Origin of the sequence: Gilliamella sp. wkB7 (assembly GCF_001693435.1) — a bacterium.
GTDB lineage: Bacteria > Pseudomonadota > Gammaproteobacteria > Enterobacterales > Orbaceae > Gilliamella > Gilliamella apicola_N.
The window spans coordinates 140,514-164,450 of sequence record NZ_CM004509.1; the positions used below are offsets into that span (position 1 = coordinate 140,514).

The following is a 23,937-nucleotide window of genomic DNA, read 5'->3' on the forward strand; positions in this document are numbered from 1 at the left end:
CAAACTTCTTGGCAAAGTTAGTTATTAGTTTTACGTTATTATCTAATTAATAATAGAAAATCAAAACAATATTATTTTAAGAATCATCGAATGTTGGAATTGAGATGACTTAAAAAACTACTAACATTTAAAATAATAAATTTTTTTGAAATTGTTAAAATATTAAATAATATAAAATCATTTAATCAATAGATATTATGCCGTTTTATTGTAATTCAGAACAAAGAAAAATAGGTTTATATCCAATTTTTAACTTGGATTGTGATAGTTTTCTTGATTATAGAAATATCAAAGCAAATACAGGAAAATCAGTAATTAACGGTTATAAGAAAATAATACTTTTTATTTAAATGTTCAATTGTGAACAGAATCCCAATTTTTACGTAAATTCTAAAAAATATAAGACTACTTTGTATTTATATTCTTAAAAAAAACAAAAAGGACAAAATCGACAAAAATTTGTGCAAGTTTTCTGTTACAATCAGTTCAGTTAATCACATTGAACGACGAAAACATTCTCCATTTGATTATTATTATGAAATAAGATCTAATAGACGCTCGCAATACTATTTTTTAATTATCATCTTTAACTTTAAAAATAGATGTAGTTATCTATCTAATTTATAATGATTTTATAGGAATGCAAAACGATACATCATTGAACAATTAATATCAGAATTGTATATGTCATGGGGTGATTACCATAGGATATAAAATAGTTAATATTAAAAAGGAAACACAAAATGGCATTGATACTTGAAAATAGTCAACAAAAATTAACCTATGAAGATATTATTGATTTCAACCGACTATTTAATGAGAAAATTCCTTCTTCTTTTCTCGATTTTTTCCATGAATTTAATGGTGGGGATTTTCCTAAAGTGAATGATCATAATTGTGAATATTTGAGTGGTTTTTATAGCATCAAATATGGTCATTCGACCATAACACGAATATATAATGAACTATTGATTGAAAATCCAGAATTGCAATTCATGATACCTTTTGCTTACGATCATAACCTTAATAGTTATTTAATCTCATTAAAAGAAGACGACTATGGAACTATTTATCTATGGTCGAATGAAGATCAGGGAATAGCTCATGTTTCCAATTCATTTGATGATTTTATTCAATCATTCGATCAATTCATCGATGCAGTTGAGATAAAGAAGGTGAGTAATGATATAAAAAATCGTTTAGTTAAAACATTTATAATAGTCGGAGCAATTTTTATTGTTTGGTATCTTTTTTCGAAAAGTTAAATAATTATAACTTATTTAGGTTACATAATATTTTTACAAATTATCAATGCCTTGTTGATTATTTTTGAGTATTGACGATTTTTATAAATTTATCACGATAATCATTGTTAATTTCGTGATTCCAAACCATTGCAATTTCCCATTGAACAGTATTTTGTTCAGGAATGAGCAGTTTAACCTTTACTGGTAGAAATTGCTGCATACTTTGGGGAATTAAAGCGACAGCGTTACCACTAGCAACTAAAGCTAGCAGAGTTGTCAGATCACCTTTTACAAAAATTTTGTTGGCTCTCATTTGATTACTTTTTAAAAATTGTTCGGTTTGCTTAGCTAGACAAGGATAGGTAATGTTATCAAGTTGATATAATGAGTAATGATTTAATATTTCTTGAAAGTTATTGCTCAGATCTTTTGGATAATTTTCTGGTATGGCGAGCGCAAGCATTTCATGACAAATAGGTTGAGTAGCCAGCTTGTTGGCATTGGGGGAGAGAACTTATTAAGTGTTGGCGCACAACTCACAATTACTGATTTTTCGGCTGTAAAAATTGTTACTCATCCTAATGGTCAAATTATGATAAGTTTTGATGACCAGCATCAATTAACTTATATAAATCCGTGATAAGTTGCTCAAATTAATTTTTTTGTAAATTAACTATTTTAATAATGCTTAAATAATGAAAATGGTCAAAATAAAACCATTTCTTAGCTTGATTTATTGCTAGATCAGCGTTTATATATAAAATTGATAAGTATTGTACTTATCATTCATATTAATTTACTGGAGGAGCTTATAATGGTACAAAAATTTGCTGCATACGGTAGTGACGCTTCAGCTGGCACTTTTAAATGTGCTGATTGTGGCTATGTATATTCAAACCAAAGTAAAAAATCGTTACCTCCTTGCCCAGAACATAATAAAAAACCTCATAGTAAAAATGGCTGGTATATTATGTCAGGTCAAGGTGATTCAGTTAAAGATCCTCATCCAAATAAGAAATAATCTTTTTGTTATATCCTAAGGTAACCATTGTGTTACCTTTTTTATGCACTTTATTCAATCAATATAATCGCACCTCAATATTTATTATTACACCAATGATCTCTTTGGTATTTAACGCTTTTTCGCTTTATCAATATTTATGACTACTTTAATAGATAAAATGATTAACAAATAGAGTTAAACGCATCAAAATAGAGATGACCAAGCCTTTATAAATGTGACAATGTCACTTAAAAAATAAATAAAAATTTATTTTTTATCTGATTCCACTCTATTTGTGGGGTTCAACGCAAAAATGATTGATTAGCAATATTGACTAAAACGACAAATATAAATTTATTAGATACTCTTTTTTTCTAAAATTTTGTGTATGATAATTAACAAATTTCATTTATTTAAATAATAATTAAAAAAGATAAAATATTACTATTATTATCTATTGATATAGGTATACCAGAATAAACTTCATTTTACTAAAAAGAGTGATAAAGCAGGATTAAAGGATAAAATAATGAGAAATTTGGTTAAATTAATGGTATTGCTTTCTGGAATTATGGTGTTTTCTCCCGTTTATAGCGATGATGATATACTTTCGGTTGATAAAGTAAGTTCAGCGATTGTTGAGAGTGCAAAAAGTTCCCTATTAGGTAAAAAGGGCAAATTTCCTTTCAAAACAGCAGATGGCACCGAAATTACTAATATTAGCTATAATAGCAACAATATTTTATTTGAATTTAAAATCCCATCCGATAGCCAAACCATACTTGCGCAATACCTTGCGGAAGATCTGCGGATAAGATTTAATCATGAATTTTGTCATAACGAAAATTTGATTAATGTACTAAATCATTATGATATTCGTTTTCTATTTCGTTTTGAATATACTGATCATCGAATTGTACCCGCAATACTTTCAATGAATGAGATTTGTCCATAAAATGAGCTAGTTTCAAATAATTAACTGTAAATATTGTTTGCAGATTAACTTATATAGATGATAACGAAAAGTATTGGTTAATGATCAATAAATGAGTTTTATACTGAAACGTATAGTTTTCCTCAAACTTTTTTACAATTTTCATTATTTTTTGAAGTACTCTAGATAAAAATGGTAAATATTATTGATTGTTAACCCTAATTTCCACATTATAAATCATTCTATAAAAGTGATTAAAAAATAGAAATCAGAAAGTTTTAAAGAGTACTTTTACAATTAATTTTAGTTCTTTATCAGGGCTAAAAGTTAACGATATTTGATTTAATCAGTTAACCGCTCATCCTTAGAAAATGGGCTTTTCAACAGAATGAGAGGTTGGTTGCTTAATTAATCTTATTTCTTAGCTATAAATACTGCCCGCATTGGTGCAGGGTAGCCTTCAATGGTTTTACTTGAATCATTTGGATCTAAGAAATCAGCTAATGAATCTGATGTCATCCATTCGGTTTTACGTTGTTCTTCCAAACTCGTTACTGATTTATCAACCATCTTAACATCAGAAAATCCGCATTTATGTAACCAATTAATCATCGTTGGAACCGATGGAATAAAATAGACATTTCGCATTTGCGCATAACGTTCGCCTGGCATTAAAGCTTGATGTAGCTCACCATCAATAACTAAAGTTTCAAGTACTAGTTGCCCACCATCAATCAATTGATCTTTTAATTGAAATAGATGATCCAAAGGAGAACGTCTGTGATATAAAACGCCCATAGAAAATACGGTATCAAACGCATTGAGTTTAGGCAGTTCTTCTATTCCAAGCGGTAATAAATGAGCACGTTGATCGTTACCCAACAATTTGCGAATCGCTTCGAATTGACAAAGGTAAAGTGCCATAGGATCAATACCAACCGCTAGCTTAGCGCCTGCTCCAACCATTCGCCATAAATGATAACCACTATTACATCCCACATCTAAAACTGTTTGTCCTTCAAGATTATTAATGTGCGGAATCAATCGTTCCCATTTCCAATCTGAACGCCACTCAGTATCGATATTAATACCATAAAGATGAAAAGGACCTTTACGCCAAGGCATCATATTTTTAAGTAATTGAGTAATACGTTGTTGGTCACCGATTGAAATCGGTTGTTCAGTTTCGACCGTTACACTATTTAATAGATCAATTTGATAAGGTTTAATCGTAGGTAGATGTTTAATACTGTTGAGCCATTGATTAAAACGATTATCAATGTTACTTTTTTGCCAATTGGCAAGTTGTGCAGGTAATACTTCAAGCCATTTGCTCAATTTATTTTTTGCGATAATCTGGTAAAAATCACCAAAATCAATCATTCTTTTTTCCTTTTTGATAATGTAGATTAATGCGTTATTTAATGGCAATGATTGAGCCAAAATTAAAACATTGAAACCAAGTATCGATATGTTTAAAACCTGCATCCGATAAACGTTTTTTATGGGTTTCAATGGTATCAGTAAGCATGACGTTCTCTAGCATGTTTCGTTTTTGACTAATTTCAAGTTCGCTATAACCATTTGCACGTTTAAAATCATGATGCATATTAAACAGCAAATCATCAACGGTTGAATCAATAAAACTAAATTTTTCAGATAAAACCAAGATCCCATTAGGTTTTAATGCCTGATAAATTTTATTTAAAACTTGTTGGCGATTTTCAGGTGTTAAAAATTGTAAAGTAAAATTCAGTACCACCATTGAGGCATTTTGCATATCAATATTGCAAATATCGTCACAAATCACTTCGACTGGGGTAATGGCTTTATAAGATTCGATATGTCTTTTACAACGTTGAACCATTGGCTGTGAATTATCAACAGCAATAATACGGCAGTTTTTTTCATTGACATTCCGACGAATGGATAGAGTAGCAGCTCCTAATGAACAACCTAAATCATAAATTGTTGAATTGGGTTGAACAAATCTTTCTGCGAGCATTCCAATCATGGAAATAATATTCGAATAACCCGGTACGGAACGTTGAACCATATCAGGGAATACTTCGGCAACTTTTTCATCGAATGTCCAATCACCTAGTTTATCAATTGGGGTAGAAAATAATTGATCTTTTTTAATATTCATAAAACATATTGGTGCTATTGAAATAAATTCTGTTATCATAACATTTTTTGACTTCTATTGTTTGGATAATTATGACTATTGCAGCTTTCATAGCCATTTCTATAGCTATTATCATTAGTGGTTTAATGGCTGTCTATCTAGGAAAACGATGGCAGTTTTGGTTTAACTTTTCTTTAACAAGTTATTACCAAATTGTTTATTGGACAGTTGTTATTATGGCTGGATTATCAATTGTCTTATCAAGGTTATCTGAAAACATTTCAACATATTGGCTTCCACTAATCTTAAATAATGTTTGTGCAATAATGATTTGCAGTGTTTTTATGTCATTAATTTTTGATATTGGGCGTTGGATCAGTAAAAAAAGATTAAAACCTCAACTAGCAACTAAAGTTGTGTATATTCTTGGTGTTTTTTCATTATTTTATTACGGTCATGAAATGGCGATAGAGCCTAGCGTAGTTAACTATCAAGTTAAAATTAATAAAAGGGCAAAGGTCAATAAACTTCGTATTGTGCAATTGAGTGATATTCATATTAATGACATGACTTCTTCTGATAGAATTCAAGACATGGTTGATAAAGTAAATCAACTCAATGCAGATTTTATTGTAATTACTGGCGATACATTAGATAGACGGTTACAACCTTTTACTGAAAAAGGTTTTAATAAACAATTTCAGCAATTTAAGTCAAAATATGGAACCTATATTATTTTTGGTAATCATGAATATTTGAATATTAAAGAAGAAAATAATCATGAACAAGATATTATCAATGCTTTTAAACAAGCTGATATGAAAGTTTTAAAAGATGGTGTCGTTTATCTTGATAACGTAGGTGTTACTTTCATCGGTCGGGATGATTTTTCTTCATCGCATTATGATATTAAACGTGCATCATTGTCAGATTTAATCATGTTTTCTAATACCGACGAACCAATTATATTGTTAGATCATCAGCCACATGATCTCAATGAACCTGCAAATTTAGGTGTCGATTTAATGATTTCTGGGCATACCCATGCTGGTCAAGTATTTCCTATTAACCTTATTGAAAAATTAATCTATAAAAATAATTATGGAATATATAAAAATACAAAACAGCATTTTACCAGTATTGTAAGTAGTGGATTTGGTTTTTGGGGGCCTCCAATTCGCTTAATGACACGTTCTGAAATAGTCGTCATTGACGTAACATTCGATGAAAAAACCACTGAGTTCTTTAATTTTTCTATGTAGGAATTTAAACTTTGTCTTATCAATATATAGTTAATAATGAGCAATTAATTGATTATTGTTCAAAAATCGGAAACAGCACTGCTTTGGCCTTGGACACTGAATTTGTTCGCACACGAACGTTCTATCCTCATTTAGGGCTTTTACAAGTTTTTAATGGTGAGCACGCAGCGCTCATTGATCCAATTAATATTACTAATTGGCATGCTTTTTTAAGCATTTTAAGTAATCCTAACATTGAAAAGTATTTCCATTCCTGTAGCGAAGATCTTGAAGTTTTTTTTCATCAATTTGGCTCTATTCCAACACCTATTATTGATAGCCAAATCTTGGCTTCATTTTTGGATAATCCACTAAGTAGTGGTTATGCAAACTTAGTTAATAAATATTTACAGGTGGAACTTGATAAAAGTGAAACGAGAACTGATTGGCTAAAGAGACCATTGACGGATAAACAATGTGAATATGCGATTAATGATGTATTGTATTTGTATCCTTTAGTCAATATTTTAAAAGCACAATTAACCTCAAAAGGATATTTAGAAGCAGCTTATCAAGAAAGCCAGATGGTTGTCGCCCGTAAATGTGAAACAATAGATCCAAATGATGCTTATCTGAATATCAAAAACAGTTGGCAATTAAAAGGGCGAAGTTTAGGACAATTATATAAATTAGCCAGTTGGCGTTATAAATTAGCGAAAGAACAAGATTTAGCATTGAATTTCGTTGTACATGAAAAGACATTATGGAACATTGCCCGATACTCGCCAAATTCATTAGCACAACTGGGTAATTTAGGCTTGAAAGGGAAAGAAATTCGTTTATATGGACAGAAAATATTAAATATTTTGTCAGAACCTGTTCCGGAATTATCGCCAATTTGTAGGATAACGAGTTACCCTAATTACAAAAAAATTAGTGATGAATTAAAACTTATTGCCCAAGATATTTGTTCTCATACTGGATTGAATCAAGATTTATTACTTTCACGGCGATTAATTAATCAATATGTAAAATGGCAAGCAGATAAAAACGGAAGCCAACCAGAACTGTTATCTGGTTGGAGAGAGCCTTTATTTAGAACATATGGCTTATAACTTTTATAAATATTGGTAATTGGCGTTTTAAGCAAGCTCACTTAACATTGATTCAACAATCAATGATGATTGAGCTGCAGCTACTTTCAAAAACGATTGGAAATCAATAGCAGATTCACTATCCCCATTATCTGAAATTGCACGAACTACGACAAATGGCGTCTTATATAACCAACAAACATGACCGATTGCGGCAGCCTCCATTTCAACCGCAATTGCGTCAGGGAAAGTTTGCCTTATTCTTTCTAAATTAGATTTACCATTTATAAAAGCATCACCACTACCAATTGATCCTTCGATAGCATTAACACCATGTTTTTTAATGCAAGTTTTGGCTAATAATTGATATTTTGAATCGGCTTCAAATGCAACCGGACAACCGGACATTTGTCCAGGCTTATAACCAAAAGCGGTTAAGTCAACATCATGATAAAATACATCTTTTGACACAATAATATCGCCAATATTAAGTTCAGAAGAGAGTCCTCCTGCTGATCCCGTATTGATTACAGCATCAACTTTATAATTATTTAATAATAAAGTAGTACCAGATGCCGCAGCTACTTTACCAATACCAGATTGCAGTAAAACAATTTCACAATTTGCGATTTGTCCAAGATGAAAGTCGTACTCTAAATGGCGTTCTACATGGTAATGGGTTATTTTGCTTTTAAGTATAGCAACTTCTTCTTCCATTGCGGCAATAATGGCAATTTTCATTTGATCCTCTTGGTTTACAATAAGTAACTTGAATTTAGTTGTGCTATCATAATTGCTATAAACAAACTTGACAATATTTTAATATAACGGAGCAAACAAAGTTGCAAACGATTTTTATTACGGGTTGTTCTAGTGGGATTGGCTTAATTTCAGCGATTGCCCTTAAAAAACGTGGATATCGTGTCATTACTTCATGCCGTAAAGAAGCCGATCGAAAAAAACTCATGGAGCAAGGATTTGAATGTGTTCTACTTGATTTAGATAATCCTGAATCAGTTACTCATGCTGCACAAGAAGTATTGGCATTAACAGGGGGTAGGTTATACGCATTATTCAATAACGCTGGATTTGGTGTTTATGGACGATTAAATAGCATAAATCGTGAGCAGTTGGAATCACAATTTTCTACTAATTTTTTTGGTGTGCATCAGTTGACTCAGCTACTATTGCCAGCCATGTTATCACAAAATGTAGGTCGAATTATTCAAACAAGTTCAATTGTTGGTATTATAGCTACACCAGGTCGAGGCGCATACAGTGCAAGTAAATATGCATTAGAAGCTTGGTCTGATGTGTTACGATTAGAATTGAGTAATACAGGTATTAAAGTTTGTCTAATTGAGCCGGGTCCATTAAAAACCTATTTCTCTAATAATGTTAATCAAACAGAAAAAGAAAATATTGTGAAAAATCCGACAATTGCAAAACGTTTTACTCTGCCTCCTGAAGCTGTTTTGCCCTATCTGTTTCATGCATTAGAACATCCGAAACCAAGAATACGTTACAGGGTAACAAAAGTAACTAAAATTGCAGCTATTGCTAAACGTTTGCTTCCAGATAGATTAATGGATAAAATTTTAAAGAACAAATAATAACTCATCATATTACTAGGACATATTATGCAAAACCAATTCATTTTTGATGTTAATGAGCAAAATATTCAAGAGGTTATAGAAACCTCTTCTAAATATCCAGTGTTATTTTATTTTTGGTCTCCTAGAAGCCCAAATTATGAAGCAATGACACAAACATTAACTAATTTAGCAAATGAATATCATGGGCAGTTTGTATTAGCCAGTGTAAATTGTGATGAGCAGCAGATGTTAGCTGCACAATTTGGTTTACGCGCTATCCCAACTGTTTATTTATTTCAAAATGGACAACCTATTGATGGTTTTCAAGGTCCACAACCAGAAGAAACGATTAGAGCGTTTTTAGAGAAAGTTCTACCAAATGAAGATGAACTTAAATTGATTGAAGCACAAAATTTGTTTAATGAAGCCAAATATGAACAGGCTTTACCATTATTAAGACAAGCATGGAAAACATTAACCGATCATTTAGGTAAACCAAGAACAGATATCGCCTTAATGTTAGTTAAAGCTCAAATAGAACAAAAACAGCTTAGTGAAGCTAAAGAAGTATTAGCAACAATTCCTCTTCAAGATCAAGATTCTGATTTTCATGGATTGCAAGCTGAAATAGAATTGCTTGAGCAAGCAGCCAATTCACCTGAACTACAACAATTGCAAGCTGAACTTGCCAAACAACCTGATAATGTTGAACTTATGATTCAATTATCATCACAATTAATGCAAGTAGGGCGACATGAAGAAGCACTAGAATTGTTATTTAAACCATTAACTCATGATCTAAATGCTGGGGATGGACAGGTGAAAAAAACATTACTGGATCTTCTTGCTGCTCTTGGAACAAGTAATCCTTTAGCAAGTGCTTATCGCCGTAAACTTTATACACTTTTATATTAATTTTTATGAAACCAAAATATAAACGATTTTGTTTACGCATGTTAATGTGGTTATTTTCTATATTGAGCCTTGATTGTCGTACTGATGAACTATTTCGACCTTATATTAAAATTTTGAAAGAAAAAATATATAAAAGTAAAGTTGATGAATTAAACAAGAAATTAGAGGAAAAAAATTCGAATCTAAGAGTATTGGATAAATTTTGAGAAATGAGGAGATTCAACAATAATAAAATTGTTGAATCTTTCTTTATTTAATGTTCAATAATTCGTGGAAAATCTTCATTGCTACGCAATGTTAAAATTTCAACACCATTATCTGTCACTAAAAGAGTGTGTTCATATTGGGCAGAAAGACCATGGTCTTTAGTTTTCACTGTCCAACCGTCTTTCATTGTGCGTGTTCGCCAATCACCAGTATTCACCATTGGTTCAATGGTAAAGGTCATTCCTGACTTCAAAATCACACCGCCATCATCTGCATCGTAATGTAGAACTTGCGGTTCGTCGTGATACACTTCGCCAATACCATGACCACAATATTCACGGACTGATGAAAAACCAAATTTATCAACATATTTTTGGATTGTTTTACCAATTTCTTTTAAACGAATACCTGGTTTGATAATTTTTATTGCCTCATATAAGCTTTGTTGGGTAACTTGGCAAAGTTTTTCACCGGCAACAGTTGGTTTACCCGCTATGTACATTCGGGACGTATCGCCATGATAACCATCTTTAATAACAGTTACATCAATATTTAAAATATCACCATCTTTTAATTTTTTATCAAAACTTGGAATACCATGACAAACGACATCATTGATTGAAATACAAGTAGTATGTTGATAACCACTATAACCAATATTGGCTGGTATAGCTTTTTGAACATTAACAATATAATCGTAACAGATTTTATCAAGCTCACCAGTACTAATACCTGGTTTTACATAGGGTTCAATCATTTCTAATACTTCAGCAGCAAGTTTTCCTGCTACACGCATTTTTTCAATTTCAGCGGGGGTTTTTAATTTAATAGACATTAGAGTTTTCCTGTAATTTTCATGGCAATATCCTATCATATACCGTTGTTTCGTCAAATCATCGCGATTAATAAATTAGTTGTGTAAATTAAATACATAATTTTTTTGTAAAGAAGTTTCAGGTTAAGGGTACGTTTTAGTATAAAATTGAAAACTAATATTTATTAGCATAGTTTAAGTATATAATTATTGATTATAAAAAAAGGTTATATAGTGATGCAATGTAGTTATTATCAACAAAATAAATGTTCATCTTGTCAGTGGATTGACTATTCTTATCCAACTCAACTTGAAATTAAACAAAATAAAATTTTAGAACAATTAATTCCTTTTAAACCATTAGACGTTAAATCTCCTTTTGCGAGTCGCGAGGCAGCTTTTCGTAATAAAGCTAAAATGGCTGTGCTTGGGACCGTTGAAAAACCAGTATTAGGTATTCAAAATGGTGATGAAACTGTTGATTTGTGTGATTGTCCTCTTTATACCCACAGTATGCAAAGCATCCTTAAAATAGTTCGTAGTTACATTCGGAAACAGGGTTTAGTTCCATATAATATCAATAAGCGAAAAGGTGAATTGAAATTTGTAATTATCAACGAGAGCGTCAGTGCTGGCGAACACAAATATATGTTAAGGTTCGTAGTAAAATCAGATAAATTCGTTCAAAAAATCAGAGATACCTATAAACAGTTGCAAGAGAAGATTCAAAATTTACTTGTTGTTTCAATTAATATTCAACCTAAGCATGCAGCAATTTTAGAAGGTGATCAAGAAATTGTTCTAACTCATAATGCTTTTTTACCTATGACATTAAATCATATTCCACTGTATATTAAGTCCAAAAGTTTTTTTCAAACGAATACTTATATCGCGGAAAACCTTTATAAAACAGCAAGCGAGTGGGTTGCAACTCTGCCAATTAACTCTATTTGGGATCTCTTTTGTGGGGTAGGCGGGTTTGGTTTGAGTTGTGTCAATAATGCCGCATCAAATGGTATTAAATTAACAGGTATCGAAATTAATTCTGATGCTATTGAGTGCGCCTCAAAAACAGCAAATACTTTAGATTTTAAACATTTGACATTCAAATCACTCGATGCAACACAGTACGCCATTGGTATGCAAGATATACCTGATTTAGTTTTACTTAATCCTCCTCGTCGTGGAGCAGGTAAAGATTTGATGCAATATTTAGAAAATGTTAAACCAAACTATGTTTTATATTCCAGTTGTAATTTGACTTCGTTAACCGAGGATCTAACTTTTTTATCCAATTATCAAATAGTAAAGGTTCAACTATTTGATATGTTCCCTCATACATCACATATGGAAATTTTAGTTTTATTAGCGAAAAAATAATTAATTCTATTTTGATTAGTCGATAATGGCTAATCAATTTTCTACTTGTGATTTGTTATAAATTTTTTAGTAATAACAATCTCATTTTGATAACTCAATTTTACTTATCTGTCCCTCGATAATAAATCTAAATCTCGTTATCTCACTTAATATTAAAAACGTTCAATATAAATACTAATGATAATCATTATTAAATGTTAGTAATAATTATTATCATTGATCGCTTTAAGTAAATTTGTTAGATTAGCGCAATAAATATGATAAACATCAAATATTGGAGCAATACTTTATAAGTTTTAATATGTTTTATGGTGTGTGAATGAGAGTAAATAATATCTTTTTAACTTTTGTAATTGCTTCAATCTCTTTGCCTGTATTGGCGGATAATGATGAATTAGAAACAATAACTGTGACAGCAAGTCGGCAAAAAAAAGCTAAATTAACCATTCCAGAAACTGTCGATATCATAAGTAAAAAGACCATTGATGATCATCAAATGACAACAATGGAAGATTTAGTCCGTTATCTTCCCGGTATTTCGGTAAATAGACAAACATCAGGGACCGACCCTTATGTTAATTTGGGTGGAATCAGAATTAGAGGGATGTCTGGGAATCGGGTGCAATTACAGGTTGATGGTGCAAGAGTAATCGAAGGTTTGCAAGACGGTAATCGTAATTTTATCGATTTATCGACAATTAAAACTGTTGAAATCGTGCGGGGACCGGGTTCAGTTTTATGGGGAGCGGATGCATTAGGTGGAGTTGTTGCATTCAAAACATTAGATCCTAATGATTTATTGAAAGGTAAACCTTATGCAGTACAAATTAAGGGTGCTTATGATAGCTTGAATAAGCAGAATACAAAAACAGGTATGCTGGCATTAGAATTAATGCCAAATTTAGAAGCACTTATCAGTTTTAGTCGACGTGACTATCAAGAAACAAAGCTAAAAAAAGCTAAAGCGAATGGGGGGATATGGGGATGTCCTCGAGGCGAAAACGCAATTAGATGTAATAAACTCAATCCGTTAGATGCAAAAGCTGAAAATATGTTGTCAAAACTGGTTTATCATAATGATAATCGTGAGACAAAATTAACTTTTGAAAATTTCCGCTCTAATTCTTTTGTTAAACAGTTATACGATTATGGTTTACAATCTTCTGGTACTTTTAATGGTGATTATAGAAGAACTCAAATACAGACAAGAAAGCGTTATGCTATAGAAGACTCATGGTCACCCGCTTTGCCTTTTATCGATCAAATCAAAACAATGATCTCTTATTCTCCCCAAGAACGTTATCTAAAATCTCGTCGTGAACAAATCGATAGAAAGCGTAATCCAATCTATACCTATACTACAAATGATTATAAAGAGAAATTTTGGCAAGTTGATTTACAATTCAATTCAAATTTGGATTTTTTGAATGTTGATCATGATTTAGTGTATGGATTTCAAGGCGATATTACCCACAGCGATTACCGTAATAAAAGTACAAAAAATGGTATAACTACCATTGGAGGTGGATTCAATTTTGCTAATTCTAAAACTCAGCGAGCAGATATTTATTTGCAAGATGAGTTTCATATATTTACGGAACGTTTAAAAGTTAAACCTGGTTTACGTTATGCTACTTATAAAATTAAACCTGATATTGATAGTTATTATGCTGTTATTAAAGGAAAAGAACCTCGTAAATTAACTTCTCATCGCTTGATTCCTCAATTAGGAACTTTATTCAACCTTACAGATCAATATTCAATTTATGCCCGTTATGCTGAAGGCTTTAAAATGCCAACAGCTCAACAGTTATATACTTCTTTGCCATCGGTATCGATGAATTTGATCCCTAATCCTAATTTAAAACCAGAAAAAGTTAAATCGTACGAAGCAGGATTAAGGGGCGATTATACCAATGGTTGGTTTAGCTTTGGTGCCTTTAAAGCTGACTATAGTAATTATATTAAAAACTTTATTCGTGTTGGCCCTAAAGATTATACATATAAAAATTTATCAAGAGTAAATCTTTGGGGATTGGAATCATCGGCTGAGTGGCGGTTTTCAAATAACTGGACTTTAAATACTTCCGCATCTTATCAACATGGTAAAAAACAAGAAACACCTGGTGAAAAGAAGTCATATTTTAATGAAGCAATGCCTTTACAAGGTACTATTGGCCTTAAATGGCATCATCCAGAATACAATTTTGATACTGAGTTAGTTGGAACGTTCTCTAAAGCTGTGACACGTGTGTCAAAAGATAGTTCATCTAACGATGAAGTATTCAAACCTAAAGGATATGCTATTTATGATGCGTATCTTAATTGGCATCCTAGTAAAAATATTACTTTTAGGGCATCAGTCTTAAATATTTTCGATCGACGTTACTTTAAGTGGCCAATGTTTAGTACATATTATAAAAATCCACAAGATAATGTAAAAGCAACCAATCCGATTGAGCTACAAACAGCACCGGGAAGAACTTTCACTGTTGATGTGGTGGTAAATTTTTAAAAGATCGTCTGAATATAAACAAGGACACCGTTTCTGATTAAAAAGCAGAGTAGGTGGCTTTTAACAATGGTTATTTATTGAGAGTAAAAGTTTTGCAAACATTAAGAAATATTTTTTTGCTTATAAAACTCTGCACCAAAACTAAGCAAGGTAAATGGGGATTTTGTTACGCTTTCATTGTGATAAGTTTAAAAATTGTTTTAATTAAAATTAGTTTGGAGATGATTGGTTGGAATAAAAATTTCTACAATGCACTGGAAAAATATAATTTACAAGAAGTAGTAAATCAAATTGGCGTTTTTATTTTATTAACAATCCTAGGTGCCATTACTTTTTTAATGTCAGATTATTTAAGAAAAATTACCGTTATTATATGGCGTAAAGTACTTAATGATACGATATTAGATCATTGGATAAATAATAAAACCTATTGGTTTTTGAATAATAAACAAGGTGAAATAGATAATCCTGAACAACGCATTGCTGAAGATTGCCAGTTGTTTGTTGATAAATTAACCAATGAGGGGTTTTCTTTTATCACTCAACTCATCGGTCTAGTTACGTATTTTATATTGCTATGGCAAATTACAGATAACTTCGTTTTATCGTTTAATCTATTGGGTTTTGATATTAGTCTTTCACACTATATGGTTTGGTTAGCGCCAATATATGTCATTATCTGTTCTTACCTGACTCATTGGCTTGGTAATCCTTTGAAAGCTTTATTAATTCAACAACAGCATAAAGAGGCGGATTACCGTTTTGCTTTAACTCGATTTAGAGAATCAAAAGAACCGATAGCCTTATTAAACGGAGAAAAAGTTGAAAGAGAGATACTCGATCAGCATTTTAGTAACATCATGACAAATTGGTATCAGTTAATTAAACGACAGTTATTTTTAGGTTGTTTTACTCGACCTTATAATCTTACTGTTTTACAAATACCCACTTTTTTTGCATTACCTATTTACCTAATTGGCAAAGTTAGCCTTGGATCATTAATGCAAATTAGTAAGACATTTAGTAATGTGGTGGTTAATTTATCGTGGTTTATTTTCAATTATAATAATTTAGCTGAGCTGACTGCCTGTAGCCACCGTTTATGTCAGTTTATTAATCGTGCGAGATTGATAGCTGATATGCATAACCAACAAAGGCAATTTGAAAAAGATACGGATATTTTATTAATAAATAATCTAATTATAAAAAATCCAAGTGGTAAGGTTTTGCTTAAAGTACCCGAACTGCGATTAAATAAAGGGGAATCTATCATCTTGTCAGGAGTGTCAGGAATAGGTAAATCGACCTTGTTTAAATTATTATCAGGAATTTACCCCTACTATGAAGGTTATATTGAGTTACCAAAAGCTAATAAACTCTTTTTATCACAAAATCCTTATTTTCCTATGGGAGGATTAGCTCATGCAGTGGCTTATCCTAACCCTTTATTAGAAAAGGATTTAGACAGTATTAAACAAATTTTAGCAGAGGTAGGTTTCTTAGCTCAAGATATTGAAAAAAAGTTACTAGATTACGATTTAAATAGACTATCTGGAGGTGAAAAACAGCGTTTAGTGATAGCGCGGATTTTATTGCATAAACCTGATTGGATATTTATGGATGAGACGACAAATGCATTAGATAAACATTCAGAACATCAATTACTAAAATTGTTACAAACTAACTTAACAAATAGTAGTTTTATTATAATTTCTCATTCGGATATATCGTCTTATTTCAAACAATGCAATCAATTAATATTATAAAAAAAGAGATAACAGATTAAGTAAAAAAATAAAAGTTAAATTAAATAAGGAGTTTTTATGGCAGAATCCAAAACTAATAACGTTCAAGATACATTAGATAGCTTACATGAAACCGTGTTAACAGTCATACTATCAACTATAAATAAAGATGGAGGAGTTGAAACCAGTTATTCACCTTATTTCTTTGATGGAAGTGATTATTATGTTCTTATTTCTGATTTAGCACCACATAGTCAAAATATGAAAATCAATCCTCAAATTTCTTTTATTATTATTGATGATGAATCTAAGACAAAAAATATTTATGCACGTAGACGTTTAAGTTCTCAAGCAACAGCTGAAATTGTTGATAAAAATTTACCAATTTTTGAGAAAGTAATCGATCAGCTTGCTAAACGGGTGAGCAAGATGGTTTATATGCTTTGTGAGATGAATGATTTTAACTTATTTAAAATTGCACCAACATCAGGACGCATTGTTATTGGTTTTGGTAAAACCTATCTTATTGATCACAAAAATAAAATCGTCACACCTGTCGATGAAGATTATGTTGCTAACCAAAAAAAGCAAAGTGAAAGTTAAACTATAATTAAATTTTAAATCAATAGAGTAGGTTAATTATCAACTCTATTGACTCTTATTATTCTCGAAAAGATTGCCCTCTACAGATTATTATGTTTCTATTTAAATATAAAATAATGTTTATCTGATAATTTTTAATTAACAGCTCTATTATGAATATAATAGTGAAGTTTATCTTTAAAGATGAACAAATATTAATTTATTGATTGTATATTATAAAAATAGCCCATGATAGGCTGTAATTTATGTTAATATGGCAAAAATCAATCTTAATTATGGAAACGCAAAATTATGATACCCGATGTTTCTAAAGCACTTAGCTGGTTAGAAAAACATTATACAATTTTACAAGGCATTCAACGCGGTGTTGAGCGAGAAACTTTGCGTATTTTACCTGATGGTTCCTTATCAAAAACACCTTTTCCAGCCAATATAGGCTCCGCGCTCACGCACCCTTGGATCACAACTGATTTTGCTGAATCTCTACTTGAATTCATTACGCCAGTTAATACCAATATTGATTATATGTTAACATTTTTACGTGATTTGCATCGTTATGCTAGTGTTAATATTGGCGATGAATTGATGTGGCCTTTAAGTATGCCATGTTTTGTCGCAAACGAAGATGACATTATTTTGGCACAATATGGATCATCAAATGAAGGACGTTTCAAAACGGTGTATCGTGAAGGTTTAAAAAACCGTTATGGCGCAATGATGCAAACTATTTCAGGGGTTCATTATAATTTTTCATTACCAATGGCATTTTGGCAAGCTAGAGATGGCGTAAAAAATACTGAAGAAGGTAAAGCCGTTATTTCTGAAGGCTATTTTACTTTAATCCGTAACTATTATCGCTTTGGGTGGGTTATTCCTTATCTATTCGGCGCCTCTCCATCTATATGTTCTTCATTTATTCAAAACCCAGAAAAAGCGAAAGCTTTTATTGAACAAACAAACGGAAATTGTTATTTACCTTATGCAACGTCATTAAGACTAAGTGATATTGGCTACACAAATGATGCACAAAAACAGTTAGGTATAACATTTAATCATTTAGATACTTATGTTGAAGGCCTTAAACGAGCCACCCATACTAAGTCACCACAATTTAGTAAGTTGGGTGTCAAAGTAAATGGCCATTATCGTCAATTGAATGATAATGTATTACAAATTGAAAATGAGTTTTATGCACCGATTCGCCCTAAACGGGTACCAAGATCTGGAGAATCGCCATCTGATGCACTTATGCGTGGCGGTATTGAGTATATTGAAGTTCGAGCGTTAGATATCAATCCTTTTTCACCTATTGGTATCACCGAAGAACAAATTCGTTTTATCGATCTTTTCTTAATTTGGTGTGCATTAGCGCCTGCACCAGAAATGAGTAGTGAAGAACTTGAGTGTTCTAAAATAAATTGGAATCGAGTAATCATGGAAGGGCGTAAGCCTGGTTTGGAAATAGGTATGGGCTGTGATAGTTATCGGGAACCATTATCTAAAGTTGGGCATAATTTGTTTAAAGATTTGCTTAGAGTCGCGGATGTTTTGGATCATAATGACGAGCATCGACAATATCGAAAGGTTTGTGAAAAGTTGGATGTGATGTTTGACCAACCTGAATTAACTTTATCTGCTAGAACGCTTGAAGCTATCAGTGATTTAGGCACTTCTAAATTTGGTTTAGTCCTTGCATCTCAATATAAAAAACAACTCTCAGCAGAACCTTTAGCAATATTGACTGATAGCGATTTTGTTCAACAGCGTATTTTGTCTATTGAAAAACAAAAGAAAAAAGAGCAAAGTGATACCTTATCCTTTGATGAGTATGTAAAACAAAAAACCAATATTTAAAATGTTCAGAAAACGCAATTATACATTAAGATATAAGAGAAATAGCGATGTAGAATTGATATTACCTAACCATCATATAGTGGTAAAGCAACCACTCATTGATCAAGAATATTTTTCAATTTTAGTTTGGAATATTTTTAAGCAAAAGAGGGCGGAATGTATCAATATTTTAGAGCTTTATGCGGATAAAGCTAAACTAATTTTATTACAAGAAGCCCAAACTACACCTCAATTATTAAATTTTATTTCACGACACAATAAAATAGCAGATCATGTTCCAGCATATTGTTTGAAAGATATTTATGCTGGTGTTATGACTATAGCCGATAATTTACCAACAGATCTTTTGTCTTTTAGAGAAATAGAGCCACTAATTCGGGTTCCCAAATCAGCGTTAATAACTATCTATCCTATTAAAAATTCATTACAACAATTATTGGTAGCAAACATTCATGCTGTTAATTTTAGTATTGGAATTAAGGTTTATCGCCAACAAATCCATATTTTATTAAAACGTATTAAAGAACATCATGGTCCAGTAATATTAGCAGGGGATTTTAATGCATGGAGTAAACAGCGCTTAGATTTATTATTTTATCTAGTGAGTTCAATTGGACTTAACCCCGTAAATTTCAGCGTTGATATTAGAAAAACATTTATGGGAAGACCTTTAGACTTTGTTTTTTATCGAGGATTACAGCCTGATGCAGCACAAATAATTAGTACAACTGCATCAGATCATAATCCTCTTTATGTAAGTTTTAAATTGGATTTGCATTCACAAGGTTAATTGTTAGGACATCACCTTCTTTAATTCTCTGATTTTTTAAGTTATTCCACAACAACAGATCGGTAATTTTCACTCGATAATTTTGCGCAATGCTATAAAGATTATCACCCGCTTTCACTTGATAGGTGATTTGAGTATTGTTACTATTATTCTCCACAATTGAACTGATCTTTTGATGATTTAGATCATTATGTTGTACTGCCGATGATTTAACTTCAAATGGCATCGGAGCATGTGGTACATCTTGCAAAAGCTCAGTTATTTCATTTGCTACAAGATTTTCTGCTTGTAATTTTTGGAATAAACTTTTGGCTTGAGCATGTGGAATAAGCAAATGGAAAGGACCATTTACGGTTTGCTGTACATACCCCGCATTATAGGTTGTTAACTCATTGAGTGACAATCCTGTATATTGAGCAATTTTAGCCAATGAAATGTTTTTAGTTATATCAATTCTGACCAATGAATTTTCATAATTACAATCAGGTAATTTAATACCATATCGGGTATTATTTTTTACAATATCCACGATTGCCAAAATTTTAGGAACATAATGCATTGTTTCATTAGGTAATTCTAAAGACCAATAGTCAGTGGATAAACCTTTAGCATGGTTTTTCTCGATTGCTCTTCTAACGCGCCCTTCACCAGCATTATAAGCAGCAAGCGTTAACAACCAATCGCCATTAAAGCGTTCGTTTAAATTTTGTAATAATGTAATGGCTGAATTTGTTGATGCAATTAAATCACGGCGAGCATCAAAATAATTACTCTGTTTTAAGCCATACTCTTTTGCTGTTATAGGTACAAATTGCCATAAACCCGCCGCTTGAGCAGATGATGTTGCTAATGGATCATAAGCACTTTCAATTAAAGGAACTAAAGCTAACTCAACAGGTAAATTATTTTTACGTAATTGATTAACTATATAATAAACATAAGGCTCCGAACGTAATGCGATTGTTTCAAATCCTTGGGGATCACGTAATAATATTTCTCTTTCAGCTTTAATGCGACTATTATCGGGAACATTAACATTAATCTGATTGTTTATATACTGCCATGGATTTTGCGTGATAGATACATAATTACTATTACTGACAGTTTGTCTATTACTCACTACGGTATTTTTTGAGTACTTTATTCTAACAACTGCATTATGGCGTGGCCCACTATACTGCTGACATGCACCTAAAAAAGAGCATAACACTGTAAATATTAATAATTTTTTCATTAGACAGACTAAGTTCTATATTGTTTAAGATTACTATTATACCTAAAAATTATCTTTTAGGCTCCTAAAAAAAGCAAACAGCTCTAATTCATCGTTAAAATTGAATTTATCTTGTAAAGATTTTTCTTCGCATCGTAAAAATAAATTAATTTGTTTTTCTTCATTTAAAATAGAAGGTAAAGTCACTGATTTATTATGGATACTATCAAAATATTTGTTTATTTCTTTGTCATCTGGAACCATATTTTTAGCAAAATTTAAATTTGCTAAAGTGTATTCGTGTCCAGCACAAACAAGAGTATCATCAGGCAACTGTTTTAATTTTTTAAGCGAACTTAACATTTGTTGATAAGTTCCTTCAAAAATTCTTCCACATCCAGCAGAAAACAATGTATCACCAGAAAACAGATAAGGATGACAATAATAAGCTAAATGTCCCAAAGTATGTCCAGGTAAATGGAACACCTCAAAATTGAAATCACCAATACTAACTTCATGTTGATTAGTTAGATAGGTAATTGGTAAATTAATCTCACTTGGACCATAAATGAATATATCAGGATATTTGGTTTTTAGCCCACTAACACCTCCAACGTGGTCTATATGGTGATGAGTAAGTAAAATTGCAAGTGGTAATAGTTTATGTTGATTAAGATAATTAATGACCACTTGTGCATCACCAGGATCGACTATGATGACCTGATTATGTGAATTTTCTAATAACCATATATAGTTATCTTTTAATGCGGGAATGACATGTAAGTGAAACATTTATTATTGACTCCGTTAATATTACCTATTGCAATTTATTAAAAATTTACACTTATTATCGATAATCTATCAAAATAAATTCATTTCACTATCGTCATTATTTTCATTTTCAGATAATGATTGTTCAAATATAACATCGGATAAGCTTGGTGCTTGAGCCATGGATTTGGCAATTACATCACAACGTTCATTTTCAATATGTCCAGCATGACCTTTTACCCAAATCCATTCAATTTCATGCGTTTGAACCAATTTGTCTAAACGCATCCATAAATCTACATTTTTAACAGGTTTTTTATTGGATGTTTTCCAGCCATTTCTTTTCCATCCATGTATCCAATTGGTAATCCCATTACGTACATATTGACTATCTGAATAGAGTTTTATTTTGCAAGTTTGTTTTAATTGCTCTAAGGCAACAATAGCGGCTAATAATTCCATGCGATTGTTTGTTGTTTTAAAATAACCTTGAGATAAGATTTTTTCGTTTTGCTTATATTTTAATATTGCGGCATATCCTCCAGGACCAGGATTACCAAGGCAAGAACCATCTGTGTATATTTCAATTTGTTTTAACATTTTATTAATCTTTTTTAAAAATCAAATAACATTTTGAATGTGATTTTGATATAAAATAGTAAAATATTTGTACTAATTTGATTAAATTATTTACTTCAATTTTCGCAGATATCAACATCAAAGAGTTTTAGTGCTAGACTATACCATTATTTTGTTTTTCCCAACATTTATTAATACATAAAAAGAGAATAATGTGATAACTAATTGTACTCGCCAAATCGTATTAGATACAGAAACCACAGGTATGAATCAAGAGGGCAATAATCATTATGAAGGTCATAAGATTATTGAAATTGGTGCTGTTGAAGTGGTTAACCGTCGATTAACTGGCAATCATTTTCATGTCTATATTAATCCTGAACGCTTAATTGATGAAGAGGCTTTTAGAGTTCATGGCATAAGTGATGAATTCGTTAAAGATAAACCGATTTTCAAAAATATTGCTCATGATTTTATTAAATTCATTGATGGCGCAGAGCTAGTGATTCATAACGCTTCATTTGACGTCGGATTTATGGATTATGAATTCCGGCTTTGTGGTCTAGATTTTAAAACATCTGAGCATTGTATCGTAACCGATACTTTAGCTATGGCAAGACGAATGTTTCCCGGTAAACGTAATAATTTAGATGTTCTTTGTGAACGCTATCAGATAGATAATTCTCATCGAACTCTTCATGGCGCTTTACTTGATGCCGAGATTTTAGCTGAAGTTTATTTAGCTATGACAGGCGGGCAAACAACTCTGGCTTTTAGTTCGGATGAACATCTTTCAACTTCAACAGAGGGAAGTGTTATCAAAAGAATAGAACGTACAGGTAATCCGTTAAAGATTATAAAGGCAACGGAATACGAGCTTTCTGAACATGAATCAATCCTAAAAAAAATTGAAAAGAAAAGTGGTGAAGCCATGTGGAAATTACATTAATGATGCTTTTATATTCAATTGAACAATGATTTTAAAAATATGATTGACGAACAAGAAAATAATCTTTAATATCACGCCTACTTTAATGTTGTTCATTAAAGGAATCTAAAAAGCGGAGCGGTAGTTCAGTTGGTTAGAATACCTGCCTGTCACGCAGGGGGTCGCGGGTTCGAGCCCCGTCCGTTCCGCCAATTATTATAGAAGTTCATTCAATTAGAGCGCTCCACGAAAGCGCTTTTTTTATTGTAAAATTCTTAGTGTCAAATTGCTGTCATTTTCAGATAATCCATTTTCGACCATCACTAATCAAAGCCATGATGACAAATAAGCATAATGTCTAACAGTATCAGTTTTTCTTTA

Annotated in this window: 23 protein-coding genes and 1 tRNA gene; 16 read left to right on the top strand and 8 right to left on the bottom strand. The window is 31.6% G+C overall.

All coding sequences use genetic code 11. The features are described from left to right. The first annotated feature begins 743 nt into the window (after positions 1–743). A complete protein-coding gene (locus tag A9G17_RS00670) occupies positions 744–1,265 on the top strand; it encodes an SMI1/KNR4 family protein (protein ID WP_065737045.1) in 522 nt (173 codons plus the stop codon). Positions 1,266–1,323: 58 nt separating this feature from the next. Here A9G17_RS00670 and A9G17_RS00675 read toward each other — a convergent pair whose 3' ends face one another. Next, positions 1,324–1,710, bottom strand: a complete 387-nt coding sequence (locus tag A9G17_RS00675; RefSeq protein ID WP_065737046.1) for a LysR substrate-binding domain-containing protein — start codon at positions 1,708–1,710, stop codon at positions 1,324–1,326. 3 nt (positions 1,711–1,713) lie between these two features. Here A9G17_RS00675 and A9G17_RS13010 point away from each other — a divergent pair, with 3 nt between their 5' ends. The 3 genes from A9G17_RS13010 (at position 1,714) to A9G17_RS00685 (ending at position 3,205) form a co-directional block, all read left to right on the top strand. Beyond that, positions 1,714–1,887, top strand: a complete 174-nt coding sequence (locus tag A9G17_RS13010) for a hypothetical protein (protein WP_176714234.1) — start codon at positions 1,714–1,716, stop codon at positions 1,885–1,887. Between the two features lie 174 nt (positions 1,888–2,061). Then, a complete protein-coding gene (locus A9G17_RS00680; RefSeq protein WP_065601662.1) occupies positions 2,062–2,268 on the top strand; it encodes a hypothetical protein in 207 nt (68 codons plus the stop codon). 511 nt (positions 2,269–2,779) lie between these two features. Continuing rightward, positions 2,780–3,205, top strand: coding sequence for a hypothetical protein (locus tag A9G17_RS00685; protein WP_065737047.1), 426 nt, complete (start codon positions 2,780–2,782; stop codon positions 3,203–3,205). A gap of 393 nt (positions 3,206–3,598) precedes the next feature. On the opposite strand, the gene cmoB is transcribed toward A9G17_RS00685, so the two are convergent. Beyond that, positions 3,599–4,567, bottom strand: a complete 969-nt coding sequence (gene cmoB / locus A9G17_RS00690; RefSeq protein WP_065737048.1) for a tRNA 5-methoxyuridine(34)/uridine 5-oxyacetic acid(34) synthase CmoB — start codon at positions 4,565–4,567, stop codon at positions 3,599–3,601. A 34-nt stretch (positions 4,568–4,601) separates the two neighbouring features. Further along, positions 4,602–5,333 (bottom strand): carboxy-S-adenosyl-L-methionine synthase CmoA, encoded by a 732-nt coding sequence (gene cmoA / locus A9G17_RS00695; RefSeq protein WP_081301613.1) that lies wholly within the window; start codon positions 5,331–5,333, stop codon positions 4,602–4,604. Between the two features lie 71 nt (positions 5,334–5,404). Between cmoA and A9G17_RS00700 the strand changes: the two genes are divergently transcribed. Next, the gene (locus A9G17_RS00700; protein ID WP_065737050.1) at positions 5,405–6,574 is read left to right on the top strand and encodes a metallophosphoesterase; all 1,170 of its coding nucleotides are present in this window, start codon (positions 5,405–5,407) and stop codon (positions 6,572–6,574) included. A gap of 11 nt (positions 6,575–6,585) precedes the next feature. Then, positions 6,586–7,668, top strand: a complete 1,083-nt coding sequence (gene rnd, locus A9G17_RS00705) for a ribonuclease D (protein WP_065737051.1) — start codon at positions 6,586–6,588, stop codon at positions 7,666–7,668. Positions 7,669–7,695: 27 nt separating this feature from the next. Here the strand turns inward: rnd and A9G17_RS00710 are convergent, their stop codons facing one another. Next, complete coding sequence (locus A9G17_RS00710; protein WP_065737052.1) at positions 7,696–8,388, bottom strand: 5'-methylthioadenosine/adenosylhomocysteine nucleosidase; 693 nt, start codon at positions 8,386–8,388, stop codon at positions 7,696–7,698. Between the two features lie 101 nt (positions 8,389–8,489). Here A9G17_RS00710 and A9G17_RS00715 point away from each other — a divergent pair, with 101 nt between their 5' ends. Together A9G17_RS00715 and A9G17_RS00720 are read left to right on the top strand one after the other, a co-directional pair. After that, entirely contained in the window at positions 8,490–9,260 is a 771-nt protein-coding gene (locus tag A9G17_RS00715; RefSeq protein ID WP_065737053.1) for an SDR family oxidoreductase, read from the top strand. 27 nt (positions 9,261–9,287) lie between these two features. Next, on the top strand, positions 9,288–10,157 hold the full coding sequence (locus tag A9G17_RS00720; protein WP_065737054.1) for a co-chaperone YbbN: 870 nt from the start codon (positions 9,288–9,290) through the stop codon (positions 10,155–10,157). Positions 10,158–10,410: 253 nt separating this feature from the next. Here A9G17_RS00720 and map read toward each other — a convergent pair whose 3' ends face one another. Beyond that, positions 10,411–11,199: a type I methionyl aminopeptidase gene (gene map, locus A9G17_RS00725; RefSeq protein WP_065737055.1), complete on the bottom strand. Its 789-nt coding sequence runs from the start codon at positions 11,197–11,199 to the stop codon at positions 10,411–10,413. Between the two features lie 216 nt (positions 11,200–11,415). On the opposite strand from map, the gene rlmC reads away from it, so the two are divergent. The 6 genes from rlmC (at position 11,416) to A9G17_RS00755 (ending at position 20,065) form a co-directional block, all read left to right on the top strand. Continuing rightward, positions 11,416–12,558, top strand: a complete 1,143-nt coding sequence (rlmC, locus tag A9G17_RS00730) for a 23S rRNA (uracil(747)-C(5))-methyltransferase RlmC (RefSeq protein ID WP_065737056.1) — start codon at positions 11,416–11,418, stop codon at positions 12,556–12,558. Between the two features lie 319 nt (positions 12,559–12,877). After that, positions 12,878–15,073 (top strand): TonB-dependent hemoglobin/transferrin/lactoferrin family receptor, encoded by a 2,196-nt coding sequence (locus tag A9G17_RS00735; protein ID WP_065737057.1) that lies wholly within the window; start codon positions 12,878–12,880, stop codon positions 15,071–15,073. Between the two features lie 53 nt (positions 15,074–15,126). Further along, the gene (locus A9G17_RS00740; RefSeq protein WP_081301615.1) at positions 15,127–16,839 is read left to right on the top strand and encodes an ABC transporter ATP-binding protein/permease; all 1,713 of its coding nucleotides are present in this window, start codon (positions 15,127–15,129) and stop codon (positions 16,837–16,839) included. A gap of 57 nt (positions 16,840–16,896) precedes the next feature. Beyond that, positions 16,897–17,421 carry a HugZ family pyridoxamine 5'-phosphate oxidase gene (locus A9G17_RS00745; protein ID WP_081301616.1) on the top strand — a complete coding sequence of 175 codons (525 nt, stop codon included), beginning with the start codon at positions 16,897–16,899 and terminating at the stop codon, positions 17,419–17,421. A 291-nt stretch (positions 17,422–17,712) separates the two neighbouring features. Further along, positions 17,713–19,275 (top strand): glutamate--cysteine ligase, encoded by a 1,563-nt coding sequence (gshA, locus tag A9G17_RS00750; protein ID WP_065737058.1) that lies wholly within the window; start codon positions 17,713–17,715, stop codon positions 19,273–19,275. Between the two features lies 1 nt (position 19,276). Next, positions 19,277–20,065 (top strand): endonuclease/exonuclease/phosphatase family protein, encoded by a 789-nt coding sequence (locus A9G17_RS00755; protein ID WP_065737059.1) that lies wholly within the window; start codon positions 19,277–19,279, stop codon positions 20,063–20,065. Here A9G17_RS00755 and A9G17_RS00760 read toward each other — a convergent pair. The 3 genes from A9G17_RS00760 to rnhA form a co-directional block, all read right to left on the bottom strand. After that, the gene (locus A9G17_RS00760; RefSeq protein WP_065737060.1) at positions 20,037–21,299 is read right to left on the bottom strand and encodes a transglycosylase SLT domain-containing protein; all 1,263 of its coding nucleotides are present in this window, start codon (positions 21,297–21,299) and stop codon (positions 20,037–20,039) included. The genes A9G17_RS00755 and A9G17_RS00760 overlap by 29 nt on opposite strands. Positions 21,300–21,341: 42 nt before the next feature. Further along, positions 21,342–22,070, bottom strand: a complete 729-nt coding sequence (gene gloB / locus A9G17_RS00765) for a hydroxyacylglutathione hydrolase (RefSeq protein ID WP_065737061.1) — start codon at positions 22,068–22,070, stop codon at positions 21,342–21,344. Between the two features lie 69 nt (positions 22,071–22,139). Further along, positions 22,140–22,649: a ribonuclease HI gene (gene rnhA / locus A9G17_RS00770; protein ID WP_065737062.1), complete on the bottom strand. Its 510-nt coding sequence runs from the start codon at positions 22,647–22,649 to the stop codon at positions 22,140–22,142. A gap of 193 nt (positions 22,650–22,842) precedes the next feature. Between rnhA and dnaQ the strand changes: the two genes are divergently transcribed. Both dnaQ and A9G17_RS00780 read left to right on the top strand, forming a co-directional pair. Further along, entirely contained in the window at positions 22,843–23,577 is a 735-nt protein-coding gene (dnaQ, locus tag A9G17_RS00775; RefSeq protein WP_065737063.1) for a DNA polymerase III subunit epsilon, read from the top strand. 114 nt (positions 23,578–23,691) lie between these two features. Continuing rightward, positions 23,692–23,768, top strand: a tRNA-Asp gene (locus A9G17_RS00780). Positions 23,769–23,937: the final 169 nt, after the last annotated feature.

Bases quoted from the DNA above. Each gene is read 5' to 3' on its own strand.
- A9G17_RS00670 (WP_065737045.1), top strand. From the start codon at position 744: ATGGCATTGATACTTGAAAATAGTCAACAAAAATTAACCTATGAAGAT.
- A9G17_RS00675 (WP_065737046.1), bottom strand. From the start codon at position 1,710: ATGCTTGCGCTCGCCATACCAGAAAATTATCCAAAAGATCTGAGCAAT.
- A9G17_RS13010 (WP_176714234.1), top strand. From the start codon at position 1,714: ATGACAAATAGGTTGAGTAGCCAGCTTGTTGGCATTGGGGGAGAGAAC.
- A9G17_RS00680 (WP_065601662.1), top strand. From the start codon at position 2,062: ATGGTACAAAAATTTGCTGCATACGGTAGTGACGCTTCAGCTGGCACT.
- A9G17_RS00685 (WP_065737047.1), top strand. From the start codon at position 2,780: ATGAGAAATTTGGTTAAATTAATGGTATTGCTTTCTGGAATTATGGTG.
- cmoB (WP_065737048.1), bottom strand. From the start codon at position 4,567: ATGATTGATTTTGGTGATTTTTACCAGATTATCGCAAAAAATAAATTG.
- cmoA (WP_081301613.1), bottom strand. From the start codon at position 5,333: ATGAATATTAAAAAAGATCAATTATTTTCTACCCCAATTGATAAACTA.
- A9G17_RS00700 (WP_065737050.1), top strand. From the start codon at position 5,405: ATGACTATTGCAGCTTTCATAGCCATTTCTATAGCTATTATCATTAGT.
- A9G17_RS00710 (WP_065737052.1), bottom strand. From the start codon at position 8,388: ATGAAAATTGCCATTATTGCCGCAATGGAAGAAGAAGTTGCTATACTT.
- A9G17_RS00720 (WP_065737054.1), top strand. From the start codon at position 9,288: ATGCAAAACCAATTCATTTTTGATGTTAATGAGCAAAATATTCAAGAG.
- map (WP_065737055.1), bottom strand. From the start codon at position 11,199: ATGTCTATTAAATTAAAAACCCCCGCTGAAATTGAAAAAATGCGTGTA.
- rlmC (WP_065737056.1), top strand. From the start codon at position 11,416: ATGCAATGTAGTTATTATCAACAAAATAAATGTTCATCTTGTCAGTGG.
- A9G17_RS00735 (WP_065737057.1), top strand. From the start codon at position 12,878: ATGAGAGTAAATAATATCTTTTTAACTTTTGTAATTGCTTCAATCTCT.
- A9G17_RS00745 (WP_081301616.1), top strand. From the start codon at position 16,897: ATGGCAGAATCCAAAACTAATAACGTTCAAGATACATTAGATAGCTTA.
- gshA (WP_065737058.1), top strand. From the start codon at position 17,713: ATGATACCCGATGTTTCTAAAGCACTTAGCTGGTTAGAAAAACATTAT.
- A9G17_RS00755 (WP_065737059.1), top strand. From the start codon at position 19,277: ATGTTCAGAAAACGCAATTATACATTAAGATATAAGAGAAATAGCGAT.
- A9G17_RS00760 (WP_065737060.1), bottom strand. From the start codon at position 21,299: ATGAAAAAATTATTAATATTTACAGTGTTATGCTCTTTTTTAGGTGCA.
- gloB (WP_065737061.1), bottom strand. From the start codon at position 22,070: ATGTTTCACTTACATGTCATTCCCGCATTAAAAGATAACTATATATGG.
- rnhA (WP_065737062.1), bottom strand. From the start codon at position 22,649: ATGTTAAAACAAATTGAAATATACACAGATGGTTCTTGCCTTGGTAAT.